The sequence below is a fragment of the Xanthobacter pseudotagetidis genome (assembly GCF_043194795.2).
Taxonomy (GTDB): Bacteria; Pseudomonadota; Alphaproteobacteria; order Rhizobiales; family Xanthobacteraceae; genus Xanthobacter; species Xanthobacter tagetidis_A.
Genome location: NZ_CM195534.1, coordinates 2,033,039 through 2,050,539 on the forward strand (window position 1 = coordinate 2,033,039; position 17,501 = coordinate 2,050,539).

General features: G+C 70.5%; 13 protein-coding genes. 10 read left to right on the plus strand and 3 right to left on the minus strand.

Annotated features, from left to right (window positions below; genetic code table 11):
* The first annotated feature begins 8 nt into the window (after positions 1-8).
* Positions 9-989 (plus strand): zinc transporter ZntB, encoded by a 981-nt coding sequence (locus tag V5F67_RS09345; RefSeq protein WP_394019074.1) that lies wholly within the window; start codon positions 9-11, stop codon positions 987-989.
* 43 nt (positions 990-1,032) lie between these two features.
* Here the strand turns inward: V5F67_RS09345 and V5F67_RS09350 are convergent, their stop codons facing one another.
* Together V5F67_RS09350 and V5F67_RS09355 are read right to left on the minus strand one after the other, a co-directional pair.
* Complete coding sequence (locus V5F67_RS09350) at positions 1,033-2,664, minus strand: glycosyltransferase family 39 protein (protein ID WP_394019076.1); 1,632 nt, start codon at positions 2,662-2,664, stop codon at positions 1,033-1,035.
* A 261-nt stretch (positions 2,665-2,925) separates the two neighbouring features.
* Complete coding sequence (locus V5F67_RS09355; RefSeq protein WP_394019078.1) at positions 2,926-3,522, minus strand: superoxide dismutase; 597 nt, start codon at positions 3,520-3,522, stop codon at positions 2,926-2,928.
* A 213-nt stretch (positions 3,523-3,735) separates the two neighbouring features.
* Between V5F67_RS09355 and V5F67_RS09360 the strand changes: the two genes are divergently transcribed.
* Positions 3,736-4,590: a hypothetical protein gene (locus V5F67_RS09360; protein WP_394019080.1), complete on the plus strand. Its 855-nt coding sequence runs from the start codon at positions 3,736-3,738 to the stop codon at positions 4,588-4,590.
* 85 nt (positions 4,591-4,675) lie between these two features.
* Here the strand turns inward: V5F67_RS09360 and V5F67_RS09365 are convergent, their stop codons facing one another.
* Positions 4,676-7,021 carry a transglycosylase domain-containing protein gene (locus tag V5F67_RS09365; RefSeq protein ID WP_394019250.1) on the minus strand — a complete coding sequence of 782 codons (2,346 nt, stop codon included), beginning with the start codon at positions 7,019-7,021 and terminating at the stop codon, positions 4,676-4,678.
* A 420-nt stretch (positions 7,022-7,441) separates the two neighbouring features.
* Here V5F67_RS09365 and ccmI point away from each other — a divergent pair, with 420 nt between their 5' ends.
* From ccmI to V5F67_RS09405, 8 genes are all read left to right on the plus strand, one after another.
* On the plus strand, positions 7,442-8,611 hold the full coding sequence (ccmI, locus tag V5F67_RS09370; protein ID WP_394019082.1) for a c-type cytochrome biogenesis protein CcmI: 1,170 nt from the start codon (positions 7,442-7,444) through the stop codon (positions 8,609-8,611).
* 3 nt (positions 8,612-8,614) lie between these two features.
* Positions 8,615-9,088, plus strand: a complete 474-nt coding sequence (gene ccmE / locus V5F67_RS09375; RefSeq protein ID WP_394019084.1) for a cytochrome c maturation protein CcmE — start codon at positions 8,615-8,617, stop codon at positions 9,086-9,088.
* A 4-nt stretch (positions 9,089-9,092) separates the two neighbouring features.
* The gene (locus tag V5F67_RS09380) at positions 9,093-11,090 is read left to right on the plus strand and encodes a heme lyase CcmF/NrfE family subunit (protein ID WP_394019086.1); all 1,998 of its coding nucleotides are present in this window, start codon (positions 9,093-9,095) and stop codon (positions 11,088-11,090) included.
* 5 nt (positions 11,091-11,095) lie between these two features.
* Complete coding sequence (locus V5F67_RS09385) at positions 11,096-11,584, plus strand: cytochrome c-type biogenesis protein (protein ID WP_394019088.1); 489 nt, start codon at positions 11,096-11,098, stop codon at positions 11,582-11,584.
* 42 nt (positions 11,585-11,626) lie between these two features.
* Entirely contained in the window at positions 11,627-13,129 is a 1,503-nt protein-coding gene (locus V5F67_RS09390; protein WP_394019090.1) for a carboxypeptidase M32, read from the plus strand.
* A 319-nt stretch (positions 13,130-13,448) separates the two neighbouring features.
* Complete coding sequence (locus tag V5F67_RS09395; protein ID WP_394019092.1) at positions 13,449-15,020, plus strand: Do family serine endopeptidase; 1,572 nt, start codon at positions 13,449-13,451, stop codon at positions 15,018-15,020.
* Positions 15,021-15,221: 201 nt separating this feature from the next.
* Positions 15,222-15,938, plus strand: coding sequence for a winged helix-turn-helix domain-containing protein (locus tag V5F67_RS09400; RefSeq protein WP_394019094.1), 717 nt, complete (start codon positions 15,222-15,224; stop codon positions 15,936-15,938).
* A gap of 31 nt (positions 15,939-15,969) precedes the next feature.
* Positions 15,970-17,376 (plus strand): ATP-binding protein, encoded by a 1,407-nt coding sequence (locus tag V5F67_RS09405; protein ID WP_394019096.1) that lies wholly within the window; start codon positions 15,970-15,972, stop codon positions 17,374-17,376.
* The last annotated feature ends 125 nt before the right edge of the window (positions 17,377-17,501 follow it).

Here is a 17,501-nt window from a genome sequence, read left to right on the forward strand (position 1 = left end):
CTGGCGACATGGACAGGATCGATACGCAGGGGCTCATCTCCATCTGGTCGCTGGATGGCAAGGGCGGCGGCCGGCGCCTCTCCTGGGAGGAGGCGATGGCGCCGCAGCCGGAGGAGGGATTCCTCTGGCTCCACTTCCGGCGCATGGACCGCCCGAAGGAGGACTGGCTCCGGCAGGCCAGCGGCCTCGACCCGTCCGCGGTCGAATCGCTGCTGGAGGATCATGCCCGGCCCCGCTGCGCGGTGTTCGCGGAGGGGGCGCTCCTGTCTCTGCGCGGGGTCAACCTCTATCGCAACGCGCTGCCGGAGGACGTGGTCACGGTCCATCTGTGGGTCGACAAGGTCCGCATCGTCTCGGTCCAGCACGAACCGCTCTCGGCGGTGGAGGATTTCGAGGACGCCCTCTCCCGCGGGCGCTGCCCGCGCACCCAGGGCGAGTTCGTCGCCGAGCTCGCGACCCGGCTGGTGGAGCGCCTCGATGCGGTGGTGAACGCGCTCACCGACGATGCCGACGAGCTTGAGGACCAGGTGGAGGGCAGCCAGGTCTCCGATCTCCTGCCGAGGCTGGCGGTGATGCGGCGCGTCGCCATCAAGCTGCGCCGCCATATCGCCCCGCAGCGCGAGGCGCTGAACCATTTCTCCCTTGAGGACGATGCCTGGCTCGGTCCGAAGGACCGCAACCGCCTGCGCGACGCCGCCGACCGCGTCACCCGCTTCACCGAGGAGCTCGACAGCGTGCGCGAGCGCGCCGCCGTCATCCGCGATCAGATGGTGGACCGGCGCGCCGAGCAGATGAACCAGTCGATGCTGGTGCTCGCGGTGGTGACGGTGGTGTTCGCGCCGCTCACCCTGATCTCGGGCATGTTCGGCATGAACGTGGGCGGCATTCCCGGCTCGGGCGACGGCGAGGGCTTCTGGATCGTCAGCCTGATCCTGCTCGCCATCGGCGGGCTGATGTTCTGGGCGTTCAAGCGCCTGCGCTGGATCTGATTCGGAGCCCGGCCGCGCTGCGGCGGTCCGGGCCGCTTGCGGACTACTGACCGGCGACGATGCTTTGCACCTGGCGTCCGCGCACGTCGTAGACGCGGGCGTAGACGACGCCCTCGCGCGCCACCTCCACCAGCACCGGCGCCCTTACGTCCGCGCAGTGGAACTCGCCCTGGACCAGCGCGAGGTCCGCCGTCTTGCTGTCATAGGTCAGCTCGAACTGCGGGCCGAACTCGGCCTTGGCGGCGAGCAGCGGGCCGCAGACCGCGACCTTGAGCTTGCGTCCCTGGGGGAGCAGCGCGCGGTGGGATTCCACATATTGGTCGAGCGCCTCTGAGGCCTGCTTGAAGGCGAGACCCCAGTAGTCGAGCATGAACTTGTCGTCGGCGCCGCGAACACCGCCCACGATGCTGTTGTAGTAGGTGTATTCGTAAGGGTGGATGTCGCGGAAGGTGCTCGCCGGCGCCGCGACCCCGAGGACGAATGCCGCGGCCGCGACGCCCCGGGCAGCCACCGGAGCGCGCGCCAGGAGGTTCCAGAGCGCCGAGACCGCGAGCCCGCCCAGGAGCGCCATCGCCGGGGTGACGAAGACGAAATGGCGGATGCCGTTGTACATGGCCGGCCGCGTCGCCATCACCAGCGCGATCGGCACCAGAGCCGCCGAGATCAGCAGCATGTAGCGCGCCCGCGTCTGCGGCGCCTCCTGTCCGCGGATGATGCGGAACACCGCCAGGCCAGTGCCGGCCAGGAACAGACCCAGGAACATCTCCGGCATCTGCAGCGCGAACAGCGTGGGCACGTAGCGGCGCGGCATGTCGGGCACGGAGATGGCCCGGCCCTCGAACATCTCGCGCCAGGGCACTTCCCAGAAATGGGAATAGTATTTCAGAGCCACCAGGGGGTTGGCCGGCTCCACGACGGCCCATGGCCACACCAGCGCCAGCATGAAGTAGCCGAGCGGAAGGCCGAAGGCGAGCAGGGCGACGAAGCCCGCGCCGCGCTGCGTCGCCGGGCCGATGCCGCGGTTGCGCGCCTCGAGGACGAAAAGGACGGCGAGCGCCAGCGCGAGGTTCACGCCGGCGAGGAGACCCAGCACCCGGGCGCCGATCGCGAGCCCGAGACAGGCGCCGAACATGGCGACGGTGCGCGGCGAGGGGCGCGGATATTCGTCGAAGGCCCGCACCAAGGCGTAGATGACGCCGAGCATGGCCACGGCGAAGGGCGCATCCTTCGCGTTCATGAACATCTGCCCGTAATAGAGCGGGCAGATGGCCAGCAGCGCCATCGCGGCGAGCCCGGCCACCGGGCCGCCGATGCGGCGCCCGGTGCGCCAGGTGAGGAAGAAGCCGACCATGCCGACCGCGGCACCCAGCAGGCGGCGCACGTCGAACAGCTCCAGCGGCAGAACCTTGGCGAGCATGGCCGCGATCAGGTCGAACCCGCCGCCGTAATAGAACAGGTTGACGAACGAGAACGCCGCCCGGTCGGTGAAGTGCGACCGGTAGTAGTTGAGGAGGAGCTCGCCATATTGCGAGTGGGTGAAGTCGTCCCAGCCCAGTCCGTAGTCACGGAATGTGAGGTAACTAAGTACGGCAAGCGCGCAGAAAAGCGCGGCCGCGATCACGTCCGCCGGATGGGAGCTGAGCCGGCGCAGGGAAAACCAGGCGGAAGACGGCATGATACGGGGCGACCTCGAACGCAGGCGTCACCCTCGACGGCTTCGCGAAGGGGGACCTCGCGGGAACGTGAAGGCGCAGCAGCTAAGATCGCCGGCTGGAAAACTGCAACAAAATTATACGATGCACTGCAAAACAGAAATGCAGCGACATCTCCATCCGGCGACGTGCCGGCACTGCATCTCTCAGAATGATGGCAGGTCAGCGACAGATCCGTGTCCCGTTTCCGCAAGTCGCGGAAACGGGACTGACCTTCCCAGGCGTCAGGAAGCCTTGGCGTAGAGCTCGGCAACATATTCCCAGTTGACGAGGTGGTCGACGAACGCCTTCAGGTAGTCCGGGCGCCGGTTGCGATAGTCGATGTAGTAGGAGTGCTCCCACACGTCGACGCCGAGCAGCGGCGTGCCGCCATGCACGAGGGGGTTCTCGCCATTGGGGGTCTTGGTCACGGCGAGCTTGCCGTCCACGAGGGCGAGCCAGGCCCAGCCCGACCCGAACTGGCCGACGCCGGCGGCGACGAAGTCCTCCTTGAACTTGTCCACCGAGCCGAAGTCCGCGGCGATCTTCTTCTCGAGCTCGCCGGGGATGGCGCCGCCGCCGTTGGGCTTCATCCACTGCCAGAACAGCACGTGGTTGTAGTGCTGGGCGGCGTTGTTGAAGAGCGGCGCGTTCTTGCCGAACGACCCCTTCACCACCTCCTCCAGGGATTTTCCTTCAAATTCAGTTCCCTTTAGGAGATTGTTGCCATTATTGACATAGGCGAGGTGGTGCTTGTCGTGGTGATACTCCAAGGTTTCCCGCGACATGTACGGGGCGAGGGCATCATAGGAGTAAGGCAGGTCGGGCAGCGTGAAGGACATGAATGATCTCCGCAATCGATCCGGCATTAGCGCCCGGCCCCGCGCCGTGCCGCCGGTCGAGGCCGGGAGCATCGGGAACGTCCGAGCTGCCGACTAGATAGGACCGGGGCTGCCTTCAAACAACCGTGGTGCCGTCGAAATTCAGGCATGTTCCAGGTCGGGGCCGCAAGGCTCTTCTTCCGCCGGGTCGGCGAGGCGTAGTGGAGTAGCGAGATGTGGTGGTTCCTGGTGCTACTGGGGGTGCTGATCGCCCTTGCGGGCCTGGCGGTGATCGGGCTCGGGGTATCCATCTTCATCTCGAGCATCGGCAACACGCTCATCACCACCGGAGCGGTGGCCGCCTCGGGCGGCTTCGTCATCACGGCCATGGGCCTCGTCCTGCGCCAGCTGGAGCGCCTGTCGGCCCGCATCGAGGCCGGGCTGAACGGCATCGAGGTCAATGTCCGCACCGTCGCTGCCGAGACGCCGGCGCCGGCTGCCCCCGCGGTGCCGGCGGCGCCTGCGGCGCGCGGGCGCCTTGGCGCGGCACCGCGCATGACCGCCGAGGATATTCTGGAGCCGGAACCGGACGAGGATGACAAGGAGAAGGACGAGGCCGAGGCGACGGTGCCCGCGCCCCGTCCACGGACGGTGCAGCCGCCGCGTCCCGCGCGCGTGGACGAGCGACCGGCGGCCGAGGAGCGTGCCGCCGATCCCATGCTCGAAGCCCGGCGCCAGCGGCTGGAGCGCCGCGCCGAGCCGGAGGCACGGAGCGATGCCCGTGTCGAGCCACGGCAGGAGGCGCGCGCCGAGCCGCGCACGGACACGCGCCCGGGCCCGCGGCCACGCTATGAGGCGCCCGGCTTGAAGCCGGCTGCCCCGGCGCGGCCCGCGCCCGTCACGCCCGGGGCCCGCCGCCCCGAGGGCGGCGAGGAGCCCCGCATCCTGAAGTCCGGCATCGTCGGCGGCATGGCCTATACGCTCTATTCCGACGGCTCGATCCAGGCCGAGCTTCCCGACGGCGTGGTGCGCTTCGCCTCGCTCCAGGAACTGCGCGACCACGTCTCCCAGGCGCAGCAGAACCGCTGAGCCGCCGCTGCGGCCTGCCACGGGACGGCCGGGTCGCGACGCCAGGCGCCGTCCGGCCGGAGCCGATCCGTCTCCGGCGCGATCCTCAGTAGATGCCGGTCCGGGAGGTTCCGACCGCGGCCGGGGGGCGCGGGACGCCATCGGGTGAAGCCGGTGGCGCCGGACGCGCCGCCGGAGCGGGCCGCGGCGCCGCCGGCTTCGGCGCGGCGGCAGGCGCGGGCGTCTGCGGCGGCACGCTGGGCGCGGGCAAGGCCGCCGGGGCCGGCGCGGGGGCCTGGCTCCGGGACTCCGGAGCCGGAACGGCCGGCGGGAGCGGCAGCGGACGCGCCGCCGAGGCCACCACCTCCGGCATCGCCACCTGCTCGGCCTCCTTCAGCAGCTTCTCCAGGGCCACCAGGCGCTCGGCCGCGCGGGGCGAGAGCGTGACCGGCCGCTCGGCGCTGGCGAGCCCCGGCACGTTGACCATGGCCGGCGGCTCCTCGATCTTCGGGATCGGCGAGGTGACGCCGGGGATCGGCTTGATCTCGATGCCCTGGTGCGCATAGGCCATGACCTTCTGCCAGGTCATGGCCGGCAGCGAGCCGCCGGTCATCTTGTTCATCTGCGCATAGTCGTCATTGCCGAACCACACGCCGCAGACGTAGTTGCCGGTGAAGCCCATGAACCAGGCATCGCGATAGGCATTGGTGGTGCCGGTCTTGCCCGCCACCTTGGCGTTGACGAGGCGGGCGCGGCGGCCGGTGCCGTTCTCCACCACGTTGTTGAGCATGTCGTTGATGTCGTAGAGCTGCTGCTGCGGGATGATCTGCACGCTCTTGGGCGCGTCGCGGTCGAAGCGCCAGACCACGTCGCCGTTGCCGATCCGCATCTCCACCACCGCGTGCGGATAGACCGAGCGCCCGCCATTGGGGAACACCGCATAGGCGGTGGTCATGTCCACCAGCGTCACCTCGGCGGCGCCGAGCGGCAGCGGCGCGCTGATGGGCAGCGGCGTCCTCAGGCCCATCTGGTGGGCGAGGTCGACGATCTTCCTGCGGGTGAAGCGCTCGGCGAGGCGCACCGCAACCGTGTTCAGCGAATGCTGCAGCGCGGTCTTGAGCGTGATCGACCCCATGTAGGAGCGGCCATAGTTCTGCGGGCACCAGTTGCCGAGGCAGATCGGCGCGTCCTGGACGATGGTGGTGGGCTTCATGCCGCCCATGAGCGCGACCGTGTAGACGAACGGCTTGAAGGAGGAGCCGGGCTGGCGCAGCGCGTCCGTGGCGCGGTTGAACTGGCTCTCGCCATAGTCGCGTCCGCCGACCATGGCGCGCACCGTGCCGTTGGGCTCCATCACCACGATGCCGCCCTGCTTGACCTTGTAGTCGCGCCCGAACTCGGAGAGCGAGCTCTCCAGCGCCGCGTCCGCCACCTTCTGGATGTTGGGGTCGAGGCCGGTGCGGACGATGAAGTTGCGCTCCGACACCGAGGCCGGCAACTGCTCCACCAGCTTCTTCACTTCGCCGAAGGCATAATCGAGGTAGTAATCGGGAACCGCGTCGGCGCGGCGGTCCACCGGGGTCGCGGGGTTGCGCCGCGCGCCGAACACCTGGCCCTCGGTCATGAACCCGGCTTCCACCAGATTGTCGAGCACGGTGGAGGCGCGGGCGCGGGCGGCCGGCAGGTTGATGTGCGGCGCGTATTTCGAGGGGGCCTTGAACAGGCCGGCCAGCATGGCGGCCTCGGCGAGGTTCACCTCGCGTACCGACTTGCCGAAATAATAGCGCGCCGCCGCATCGACGCCGTAGGCGCCGCCACCGAGATAGGCGCGGTCGAGATAGAGCTTGAGGATCTCGCTCTTGGTGAGATGGAATTCCAGCCAGAGGGCGAGGAACGCCTCCTTGATCTTGCGGTCCAGCGTGCGCTCGTTGGAGAGGAACAGATTCTTCGCGAGCTGCTGCGAGAGCGAGGAGCCGCCCTGCACGACGCCGCCCGCCCTGGCATTGGAGACGAGGGCCCGCATGGTGCCTGAGACGTCGATGCCCCAGTGCTCATAGAAGCGCCGGTCCTCGGTGGCGAGGGTGGCCTTGATGAGGGCGTCGGGGAAGTCCTCCAGCGGCACCGTGTCGTTCTGCTTCACGCCGCGCTCGCCGATGGTATTTCCGTAGCGGTCGAGGAAGGTGACGGCGAGCTCGGTGCGCTTCAGCCAGTCGTCAGAGGTCTCGTGGAAGGCGGGAACCGCGAGCGCCAGCATGGCCACCGCGCTGATGGCGCCGAGGGTGAACAGGTCGGAGGCGAGGCCCGTCAGCACCCGCGGAAACCCGGTGATGTTGAACCGCTCGGTGAAGGCGGCATAGGAGGACAGCGCCCTGCGCGTGCCGGCCCCGAGCGTGAATAGCCCGCTGTCGAGGAAGGCGTCGAAGTCGAGCAGCGCGTTGCGCAGCCGCTTCATCAGCGAGGGGCGTTCCGGGGCGGTCACGGCGTCAGGTCCAAAATGTCGGGTTCCAGGTTGTCTGGTTCGAGGATGCCGGGTCCCACGGTGCCAGCCTCGGCTTCCGCGAACCGCCGCCGATCTCCTCGTCTTCCCCATATAGCGCGAAGGTGCCTCGCGCGCGAGATGGGGCGAGGCTGAGGACGCCGTCCCCAAGCCTGGACGGGGAGGGCGGCGTGCGGTCGCGCCCTGCGATTGCGCCTCATTTGCGCCTTGAAGTTTGCCGCCACTCGCCATTCCCTTAGGTTCCAAACGGTATTCAGGGAGTGGCCGGGACTGCGGCGTCGCGCCCCTCCGGGGTGCGGTCCGGCTGCGGCCCGGCGCCGCTGAGACCCCAAGGGCACTTGCTTTCGAGGGCATTGTGTCTATCGGCTACACGGCATGATTTCCGCTTCCCTGTTCACCGCCTTTGCCCTCATGACGGCCGCCGCGGCGCTTGCCGTGTTGTGGCCGCTCGGCCGCAGCCGCGCGCTCCGGAGCGCGCGCGAGGCCGATCTTGCCGTCTATCGTGATCAATTGGCCGAGATCACCCGCGACAAGGAGAGCGGGCGGCTGGCGCCGGAGCAGGCCGATGCGGCGCGGGTCGAGGTGGCCCGGCGGATTCTTGCGGCGGATGTCGCCCCCGAGCCCGAGGCCGGCGCGTCCGTTTCGGCGACTTGGCGGCGCCGTGCGGCGGCGATCGCCGCCCTGATGCTCATCCCTGTTGGCGCCGCCGGCCTCTATGGGCTGTTCGGCTCGCCCGAAATTCCGGGCGCTCCCCTCGCCGGGCGGCTCGCGGCGCCGCCGGACCGGGGCGATGTCGCCATCCTGGTGCGGCGGGTCGAGGACCACCTCGCCAGCAATCCCAATGACGGCAACGGCTACGAGATTCTGGCGCCGGTCTATCTGCGCCTCGGCCGCCCCGAGGACGCCGCCCGCGCCTTCGGCGAGGCGATCCGCATCCTCGGCCCCACCGCCGAGCGTCACTCGGCGCGCGGCGAGGCGCTGATGGTGGCCTCGAACGGGCTGGTCTCGGCGGATGCCCAGCGCGCCTTCAAGGCCGCGCTCGCGCTCGATCCGAAGGAGCCGCGCGCTCTGTTCTTCACCGGTGTCGCCGCCGAGCAGGACGGGCGCCCGGCGGAGGCCGCCGCCATCTTCCGCCGCCTCGCGGCCGAGGCGCCGGCCGAGGCGCCCTATCTGCCCATGGTGAAGGCCGCGCTCGCCCGCGCCGAGGCCGAGGTCGGCCTGGGCGCCGCGCCCGCTCCGGCCGCCGGGGCGGCATCGCCGGCCGCGCCCGGCCCCACCGCCGCGGACGTCCAGGCCGCCGCCGCCATGTCGGCGCAGGACCGCTCGGCCATGGTGCGCGGCATGGTGGACCGCCTGGAGGCACGCCTCGCCGAGGACCCGGACGATCTCGACGGCTGGCTGCGGCTCGCCCGCGCCTTCACCGTGCTCGGAGAGAGGGAGAAGGCCTTGGGCGCGATCAAGGCCGCGCGCGCGGCCTTCAAGGACAACCAGGAGGCGCTCGGCCGCATCGATGCGGCCGAGAAAGACCTCGCCAGGGGAGGGTAGGAGATGACGCGCAAGGGCCGTCGCCTCGTCATGATCGGCGCCGGGGTCGGGGTGCTGGGCCTTGCGGCCGCGCTGATCCTGTCGGCGCTCACCGACACCATCGTGTTCTTCCGCACGCCGACCGAGATCGCCGAGCAGCACGTGGCGCCGGGCACCCGGCTGCGCCTCGGCGGGCTGGTGGAGACCGGCAGCGTGGCGAAGTCCGGCACCCTCACCACCTTCGCCGTCACCGACGGCAACGCGGTGGTGAAGGTGGCCTATTCCGGCATCCTGCCGGACCTGTTCCGCGAGGGGCAGGGCGTGGTGGCGGAGGGCGCGCTCCAGCCGGACGGCTCCTTCAAGGCTGACAGCGTGCTCGCCAAGCACGACGAGAAGTACATGCCGCGCGAGGTGGCGGACGCGCTCAAGGCCCAGGGCGTGTGGAAGGAGGGCGACCCCGCCCCCGGCACCACCCCCGCCCGCGCGCCAGGGAGCTGAGCCCGTGATCGCCGAGCTCGGGCAGTACGCCCTCATCCTCGCCCTCGTCCTCTCGCTTCTCCAGGTGGCGCTGCCGGCCTGGGGCGCGGCCAGGGGCGATGCGGTCCTCATGGGCACGGCGGGGCCGATCGCCTTCGCCCTGTTCGCGTTCATCGCCTTCGCGTTCGGTGCGCTGGTCCAGCTCTACCTGGCGTCGGACTTCACGGTCCTGAACGTGGTGGAGAACTCCCACTCCCAGATGCCGCTGATCTACAAGATCACGTCGACCTGGGGGAACCACGAGGGCTCGATGCTCCTGTGGGTGCTGGTGCTCGGCTTCTTCGGCGCGCTGGTGGCGCTGTTCGGCACCAACCTGCCGGACCGGCTGAAGGCGCTGGTGCTGGCGGTGCAGGGATCGATCGCCACCGCCTTCCTCGCCTTCGTGATCTTCACCTCCAACCCGTTCCTGCGCCTCGTGCCGCCGCCGGCCGAGGGGCGCGACCTCAACCCGATCCTGCAGGACCCCGGCCTCGCCATCCACCCGCCGCTGCTCTATCTTGGCTATGTGGGGCTCTCGGTGTCGTTCTCGTTCGCGGTCGCGGCGCTGATCGAGGGGCGCATCGATGCCGCCTGGGCGCGCTGGACGCGGCCCTGGACGCTCGCCGCCTGGGTGTTCCTGACGCTCGGCATCGCCATGGGCTCCTACTGGGCCTATTACGAGCTCGGCTGGGGCGGCTGGTGGTTCTGGGACCCGGTGGAGAACGCCTCCCTCATGCCCTGGCTCGCGGCCACCGCGCTGCTCCACTCCGCCGTGGTGATGGAGAAGCGCGACGCGCTCAAGGTGTGGACGGTGCTGCTCGCCATCCTCGCCTTCTCGCTGTCGCTGGTGGGCACCTTCCTGGTGCGCTCGGGCGTGCTGACCTCGGTCCACGCCTTCGCCACCGATCCGGCGCGCGGCGTCTTCATCCTCGGCATCCTCACCTTCTTCATCGCCGGCTCGCTGGCGCTGTTCGCGCTGCGCGCCTCCGAGCTCAGGCAGGGCGGCATCTTCGCGCCGGTGTCGCGCGAGGGCGCGCTGGTGTTCAACAACCTGTTCCTGACTGCCGCCACCTTCTCGGTGCTGGTGGGCACGCTCTATCCGCTGGCGCTGGAGGCGCTGACCGGGGCCAAGATCACGGTCGGGCCGCCTTACTTCAACCTGGTGTTCGGCGGGCTGATGCTGCCGCTGGTGTTCGCCATGCCGTTCGGGCCGCTGCTCGCCTGGAAGCGCGGCGACCTTTTGGGCGTCGCCCAGCGCCTGATGCTGGCGGCCGGTCTCGCGGTGGTGGCGGCGGTGGTGACGGCCGCGGCGGCGGACGGCGGCTCGGTGTTCGCGCCGGTCGGCATCGCGCTTGCCACTTTCGTCATTCTCGGCGCCTTTACCGATCTCGCCGAGCGCGCCGGCCTCGGCAAGGTGAGCGCCAAGGTGGCGGTCAAGCGCCTCGCCGGCGTGCCGCGCTCGGCATACGGCACCGCCATCGCCCATATGGGCGTCGGGCTGTGCCTGCTCGGCATCGTCTGCGAGGCCTCCTGGAGCACGGAGACCATCACCTCCATCCGCGTGGGCGACAGCCTCAAGGTGGGCACGCGCACGCTCACGCTGGAGCGCATGGAGAACCGCACGGGGCCGAACTTCCGCGCCCGCGTCGCCGTGTTCGCGATCCGCGAGGGCTCGGTGGCGAAGGGCACCCTCGAGGCGTCGCGGCGCACCTTCACCGCGCGGCAGATGGGCACCACCGAGGCCGGCATCCGCACCTACGGGCTGAGCCAGCTCTATGTGAGCGTCGCCGAGGAGGGGGCCGACGGCCACGTCTCGGTGCGCGCCTCCTACAAGCCGCGGGTGCTGCTGATCTGGCTCGGCGCCGTGGTGATGGCCATCGGCGGCGCGCTCTCGCTCACCGACCGGCGCCTGAGGGTGGGCGCGCCGAAGCCCGCCGCGCGGCGGGCCGCCAAGCCGGAGGTCCGGCCCCTGCCGGCGGAGTGACGATCATGCGCCGCCTTGCCGTCCTGCTCTTGCTCGTCCTCTCCGCCTTCGTCTCGGCCGCACCCGCCGTCGCCGTGCAGCCGGACGAGATCCTCGGCGATCCGGTGCTGGAGAGCCGCGCCCGCGCGCTCTCGGCCGAACTGCGCTGCATGGTGTGCCAGAACCAGTCCATCGACGATTCCGACGCGCCGCTCGCCCGCGACCTGCGCCTGATCGTGCGCGAGCGCCTGACAGCGGGCGACACCGACCCGCAGGTGCTGGACTTCATGGTCCAGCGCTACGGCGAGTTCGTGCTGCTGCGGCCGCGCTTCTCCTGGCGCAACGCGCTGCTGTGGGGCGCGCCGGTTCTGGTGCTGGGGCTCGGCGCGCTGATCGCCGTGGTCGCCCTGCGGCGCCGCGCGTCCGGTCCGGTGCAGCGCCTCTCGCCGGAGGAGGAGGCGCGCCTCGCCAAGCTCCTCGCCGAGGGCAAGGCCGCCGACACGCCCCAGGACTGACCCGTCAACGTCCTGCCGGTCAACGCATTTTCCGAGGTCCCCATGCCAGCCTATGCCGATCTCGCCGTCCACTTCGCGCGTGCCGCGGCGCTCGCCAATTCCATCGGCATCCTGCAATGGGACAGCGACACCATGATGCCGAAGGGCGCCGCCGAGACGCGGGCGGAAAGCCTGGCGCTGCTCCGGGTGCTGCACCACGGCATGGTGTGCGACCCCAAGGTGGGCGACCTGATCGCCGGTGCGGAGGCCGAAAGCGGTCTCGGCGACTGGGAGCGGGCCAACATCCGGGAAATCCGCCGGCTGTGGACGGTCCAGACCGCGGTGCCGGCCGACCTCGTGGAGGCGTCGAGCCGCTCCGTCTCGCGCTGCGAGATGGCCTGGCGCACGGCGCGCGCCGAGGCGGACTTCCCCGCGCTTCTGCCGCTCCTCGCCGAGGTGCTCTCCCTCCAGCGCCAGATCGGCGCGGTGAAGGGCGAGAAGCTCGGCCTCTCGCCCTACGACGCGCTGCTGAACGACTACGAGCCGGGCGGCCGCTCGGCGCGCATCGACGCGCTGTTCGACGACCTCGCGGCGTTCCTGCCCGGCTTCACGAACGAGGTGCTGGAGGCGCAGGAGCGCCGGCCGGCGCCGCTGCCGCTTCAGGGGCCGTTCGCGGTCGAGGCGCAGCGGGCGCTCGGGCTCGAGATGATGAAGGTGGTCGGCTTCGACTTCGCGCGCGGGCGCCTCGACGTCTCCACCCATCCGTTCTGCGGCGGCGCCGACAATGACGTGCGCATCACCACCCGCTACGACGAGGCCGACTTCGCCAAGGCCCTCATGGGCGTGATGCACGAGACCGGCCACGCGCTCTACGAGCAGGGCCGCCCGCAGGCGATGGTGCACCAGCCGGTGGGCCAGGCGCGCAGCATGAGCGTGCACGAGAGCCAGTCGCTGCTCATGGAGATGCAGGCCTGCCGCTCGCGCGAGTTCCTCGCCTTCGCCGCGCCGCGCATGCGCGCGGCCTTCGGCGGCGCCGGGCCGGCCTGGGAGGCGGACAACCTCTACCGCCTCTACACCCGGGTCGAGCGCGGCTTCATCCGCGTGGACGCCGACGAGGTGACCTATCCCGCCCACGTGATCCTGCGCTACCGGCTGGAGAAGGCGCTGATCGGCGACCAGATGCCGCTCGCCGAGCTGCCCGCCGCCTGGAACGCCGGCATGCGCGACCTGCTCGGCATCACCCCGCCCGATGACCGCGTCGGCTGCCTCCAGGACATCCACTGGCCGAGCGGCGGGTGGGGCTATTTCCCCACCTACACGCTCGGCGCCATGACGGCGGCCCAACTGTTCGACGCCGCCCGCCGGGCGGTGCCGGAGATCCCCGCGGCGATCGCGCGCGGCGATTTCGCGCCGCTGCTCTCCTGGCTGCGCGTGAACGTGCACGGCCAGGGCTCGCTTCTGGAGACCGACGACCTCCTGACCCGCGCCACCGGCCGCCCGCTCGACGCGTCGGTGTTCAAGGCGCACCTGCTGCGCCGCTACGGCAGCGAGGCGGCGGCGCACTGAGGGGCTTTCGCCCGTCGCCCTCCGGCTTGACCGGAGGACCCATCCTGCGGCCGGGCGCGCGGCATGGAGGTGGCATGGATGCTCCGGTCAAGCCGGAGCATGACGGTGGTTGGAGTGGGCCTGGCGGCGGCGCCTTGGGGCCGGGCCGATGGTGGCTCCGGCGCGCCGCTTCCCGTCTCCCCGCCGCTGCGCTCACGCTTCCGTGTGCCGCATTACCAAACTGTAATCTCCCCGCCAGAGAGCCGTAAGGGTCGCCCCGCTAGCGTGCCTCCTCGAACCTGCCCGCACCGGCAGGCCAGACAGAGAGATCAGCACGCACATGACCCGCTCCGCCAACACCACTTCCGTGACCAAGCGCCACCGGAAGGCCCTGCTCGCCGGTGTGTTCGGCCTCGCGATCGCCGGCGTCGTGGCCGGCCAATTCGTGCCCCCGGCCAATACCCCCGCGCTCGCCCAGATCACCACCAGCCAGCCCGCCGGCACCTTCTCCTTCGCCGACATCGTCGAGAAGGTCTCGCCCGCCGTGGTCTCGGTGAAGGTCAAGAAGGACCGCAACGACCAGGTCGCCATGAACGACGACGAGGGCGGCTTCGGCGGCAACGTCCCGCCCCAGATCGAGCAGTTCCTGAAGCGCTTCGGCTTCGGCCCCGGCGGTCCGGGCGGCCCCGGCATGGGTCCGCGCGGCCCGCGTGGCCCCGGTGGTCCCGGCGGCCGTTCCGTGGTGGGCCAGGGCTCCGGCTTCATCATCTCCGCCGACGGCTATGTGGTCACCAACAACCACGTCGTTGACGGCGCCGACGAGGTGGACGTGACCACCACCAACGGCAAGGATTACGTCGCCAAGGTGATCGGCACCGATCCGCGCACCGACGTGGCGCTCCTGAAGATCGAGGGCGCCAAGGACCTGCCGTGGGTCAAGCTCTCCGACACCGCCCCACGGATCGGCGACTGGGTGATCGCGGTCGGCAACCCGTTCGGCCTCGGCGGCACCGTGACCGCCGGCATCGTCTCGGCCCGCGGCCGCGACATCGGCGCCGGTCCCTATGACGACTTCCTGCAGATCGACGCGCCCATCAACCGGGGCAATTCGGGCGGCCCGACCTTCTCGCTGAACGGCGAGGTGATCGGCATGAACACCGCCATCGTCTCGCCCTCGGGCGGCAACGTGGGCATCGCCTTCGCCATCCCGTCCGAGACGGTGAAGACGGTGGTCGCCCAGCTGCGCGACAGCGGCACGGTGGCCCGCGGCTATATCGGCGTGCAGATCCAGCCGGTGACGGAGGAGCTTGCCTCCGGCCTCGGCATCAAGGACGCCGAGGGCGCCCTCGTGGCCCAGGTCCAGCCCGACACCCCCGGGGCGAAGGCGGGCCTCAAGAGCGGCGACGTCATCACCAAGGTGAACGGCGAGGCCATCAAGGAGGCGCGCGAGCTGACCCGCAAGGTGGGCATGATGAAGCCCGGCACCGAGGTGCAGCTGTCCGTGATCCGCGACACCAAGCCGATCAACGTGACGCTGAAGCTCGGCCAGCTGCCGAACGACAAGGTCGCGGCCCGCAGCGGCGGCCAGGACGAGGATGACGGCGGCCCGCAGGCCAAGGACCTGCCGCGCCTCGGCCTCCAGCTCGCTCCGGCGAAGTCGGTGCAGGGCGCCGGCTCCGAGGGCGTGGTGGTGACCGGCGTCGACCCGAACGGCGCCGCCGCCCAGCGCGGCGTGAAGACCGGCGACGTGATCCTGAAGGTGGGCGACAAGGCCGTCTCCACGCCGAAGGACATCCGCGAGGGCCTCGCCGCCGCCAAGGCCGAGAACCGCAAGGCGGTCCTCATCCAGGTGAAGGGCGAGCAGGGCATCCGCTTCGTCGCCATCTCCATGGACACCAAGGCGAAGGGCTGAGCCTTCCCCGCATGACCCGGCCCGGCGCTGCCATGGAGCGGCGCCGGGCCTGATTTTTCCCATCGGACCCGAGGCGGCCCTATCCCTGTCGCCCCCAGCCGCTTCGGACCCGACGGCGCGGGAAGTCTCCAGAGGGCTTCCCGCGCCACTCCCGCCCCAACGTCCAAGTGTGGACCTGAAGCGAGGCTCGGCTAGAGTGCCATGATTGCGAATCTCGATCTGGGCTCTTCCAACCCCATGCGCCTCCTGCTGGTCGAGGACGACCGCGACGCTGCGGAATATCTGCGCAAGGCCTTCAAGGAGGCCGGCCACGTGGCGGACCTCGCGGGCGACGGCGAGGAGGGCCTCGCCTTGGCCCTCGACGGCAAGTACGACGTGATGATCGTCGACCGCATGCTGCCCCAGCGCGACGGCCTGTCCTTGGTCTCGGAGCTGCGCGGGCGCGGCCACACCACGCCGGTGCTCATCCTCTCCGCTCTCGGCCAGGTGGACGACCGCGTCCAGGGCCTGCGCGCCGGCGGCGACGACTATCTGCCCAAGCCCTATGCCTTCACCGAGCTCCTCGCCCGCGTCGAGGCGCTGTCGCGGCGCGGCGCGCCGCAGGCGGCGGAGACCGTCTACAAGGTCGCGGACCTTGAGCTCGACCGCCTCTCCCATTCGGTGACGCGGGGCGGCAAGGAGATCGTGCTCCAGCCGCGGGAGTTCCGGCTGCTCGAATATCTCATGCGCCATGCCGGGCAGGTGGTGACCCGGACCATGCTGCTGGAGAATGTCTGGGACTATCACTTCGACCCCCAGACCAACGTCATCGACGTCCATGTCTCGCGCCTGAGGTCGAAGATCGACAAGGGCTTCGAGGTGCCGCTCATCCACACCGTGCGCGGCGCCGGCTACATGGTGCGCGCGGGGCTGAAGTGAGCGCGGCCGGCGCCGTGCGGGAGGCGCGCCGGTGAAGCTGTTCGCCAATCTCGCGCGGCTGATCCGCACCACGGCGTTCAAGCTGCTGGCCGCCTACCTGCTGGTGTTCGCGGTGTTCGCGGTGTCGGTGATCGCCTACACCGCCTGGCACACGCGCCAGCTGATCCAGGTGCAGGTGGCGGACGACCTGGAGCGCGAGATCCGCTTCCTGTCCGACCAGTACCGCATCGGCGGCATCCAGCGCCTCGTCTATGTGATCGACCGGCGCACCCGCCGGCCGGGCTCGTCCATCTACATGCTGGCGAACTTCCAGGGCGAGGTGATCGCCACCAACGTCTCGGACCTGCCGCTCGGCCTGCTCGACCAGCCCGGCACGCGCTTCACCACCTACAACCGCCCGGACGAGACCGGCTCCAAGAGCCACGTCGCCTTCGTGGAGGTGGACATGCTGCCGGGCGGCTACCGCCTGCTGGTAGGCCGCGACATCGAGGAGCGCGACACCCTGCGCGCGCTCGTCACCCGCCCGGCGCAGTGGGCGGTGCTGCTGATCGTCGGGCTGGGCCTCGCCGGCGGCGTGTTCGTCACCCGCCGGGTGCTGAAGCGCATCGACGCCATGACGGCCACCTCCGAGACCATCATGGCCGGCGACCTCTCCGGCCGCCTTGCGCTCGCCGGCACCGGCGACGAGTTCGACCGCCTCGCCCATTCCCTCAACGCCATGCTGGAGCGCATCGAGGCGCTGATGCAGGGCCTCAAGGACGTCTCCGACAACATCGCCCACGATCTGAAGACGCCGCTCACCCGCCTGCGCAACCGGGCGGAGGAGGCCTTGCGCACCGCCGACAGCGAGACCCAGTGGCGCCAGGCTTTGGAAGACACCATCGAGGAGAGCGACGCGCTGATCCGCACCTTCGACGCGCTGCTGATGATCGCCCGCGCCGAGGCCGGCCAGGCCCGCGCCTCCATGAGCGACGTGGACCTCGCCGCCATCGCCGAGAACGTCTCCGAGCTCTACGAGCCGCTGGCCGACGAGAAGGGCCTCGACCTCGTGGTCACAACCTCCCCGGTGGTGGTGCATGGGGTGCGCGAGCTGCTGGCCCAGGCGCTCTCGAACCTGGTCGACAACGCCATCAAATATGCCGCCCCGCAGGCGGGCGAGCGGCGCTGCATCGCCGTCAGCCTCGCGCGCGAGGGAGGGGAGTCGGTGCTCAGGGTCGCCGACCAGGGGCCGGGCATCCCCACCTCGGAGCGTGGCCGGGTGGTGGAGCGCTTCGTGCGCCTGGAGGCGAGCCGCACCCGTCCCGGCTCGGGCCTCGGCCTGTCGCTGGTATCGGCCGTGGCGCACCTGCACGGCGGCAGCCTCGCCTTCTCGGACAACGATCCCGGCCTCGTGGCGACGCTCCGTTTGCCGGCAAAGCCGGCAGAGCCCGGACGGTAGCGGAAGCCGTTCCGACGGCGCCTTCGTTAACCCTTGCGGCGAAATCGGGAGCGGTCCGCCCCGTCCCGCGCCCGCCCTCGGCCATGCGGGGGCTTGCGCTCCGGCGCGGCGTCGTGCCTTTAGGG

Bases quoted from the DNA above. Each gene is read 5' to 3' on its own strand.
- V5F67_RS09350 (WP_394019076.1), bottom strand. From the start codon at position 2,664: ATGCCGTCTTCCGCCTGGTTTTCCCTGCGCCGGCTCAGCTCCCATCCG.
- ccmE (WP_394019084.1), top strand. From the start codon at position 8,615: ATGACGCGCAAGGGCCGTCGCCTCGTCATGATCGGCGCCGGGGTCGGG.
- V5F67_RS09395 (WP_394019092.1), top strand. From the start codon at position 13,449: ATGACCCGCTCCGCCAACACCACTTCCGTGACCAAGCGCCACCGGAAG.
- ccmI (WP_394019082.1), top strand. From the start codon at position 7,442: ATGATTTCCGCTTCCCTGTTCACCGCCTTTGCCCTCATGACGGCCGCC.
- V5F67_RS09385 (WP_394019088.1), top strand. From the start codon at position 11,096: ATGCGCCGCCTTGCCGTCCTGCTCTTGCTCGTCCTCTCCGCCTTCGTC.
- V5F67_RS09390 (WP_394019090.1), top strand. From the start codon at position 11,627: ATGCCAGCCTATGCCGATCTCGCCGTCCACTTCGCGCGTGCCGCGGCG.
- V5F67_RS09345 (WP_394019074.1), top strand. From the start codon at position 9: ATGGACAGGATCGATACGCAGGGGCTCATCTCCATCTGGTCGCTGGAT.
- V5F67_RS09360 (WP_394019080.1), top strand. From the start codon at position 3,736: ATGTGGTGGTTCCTGGTGCTACTGGGGGTGCTGATCGCCCTTGCGGGC.
- V5F67_RS09400 (WP_394019094.1), top strand. From the start codon at position 15,222: ATGATTGCGAATCTCGATCTGGGCTCTTCCAACCCCATGCGCCTCCTG.
- V5F67_RS09365 (WP_394019250.1), bottom strand. From the start codon at position 7,021: ATGAAGCGGCTGCGCAACGCGCTGCTCGACTTCGACGCCTTCCTCGAC.
- V5F67_RS09355 (WP_394019078.1), bottom strand. From the start codon at position 3,522: ATGTCCTTCACGCTGCCCGACCTGCCTTACTCCTATGATGCCCTCGCC.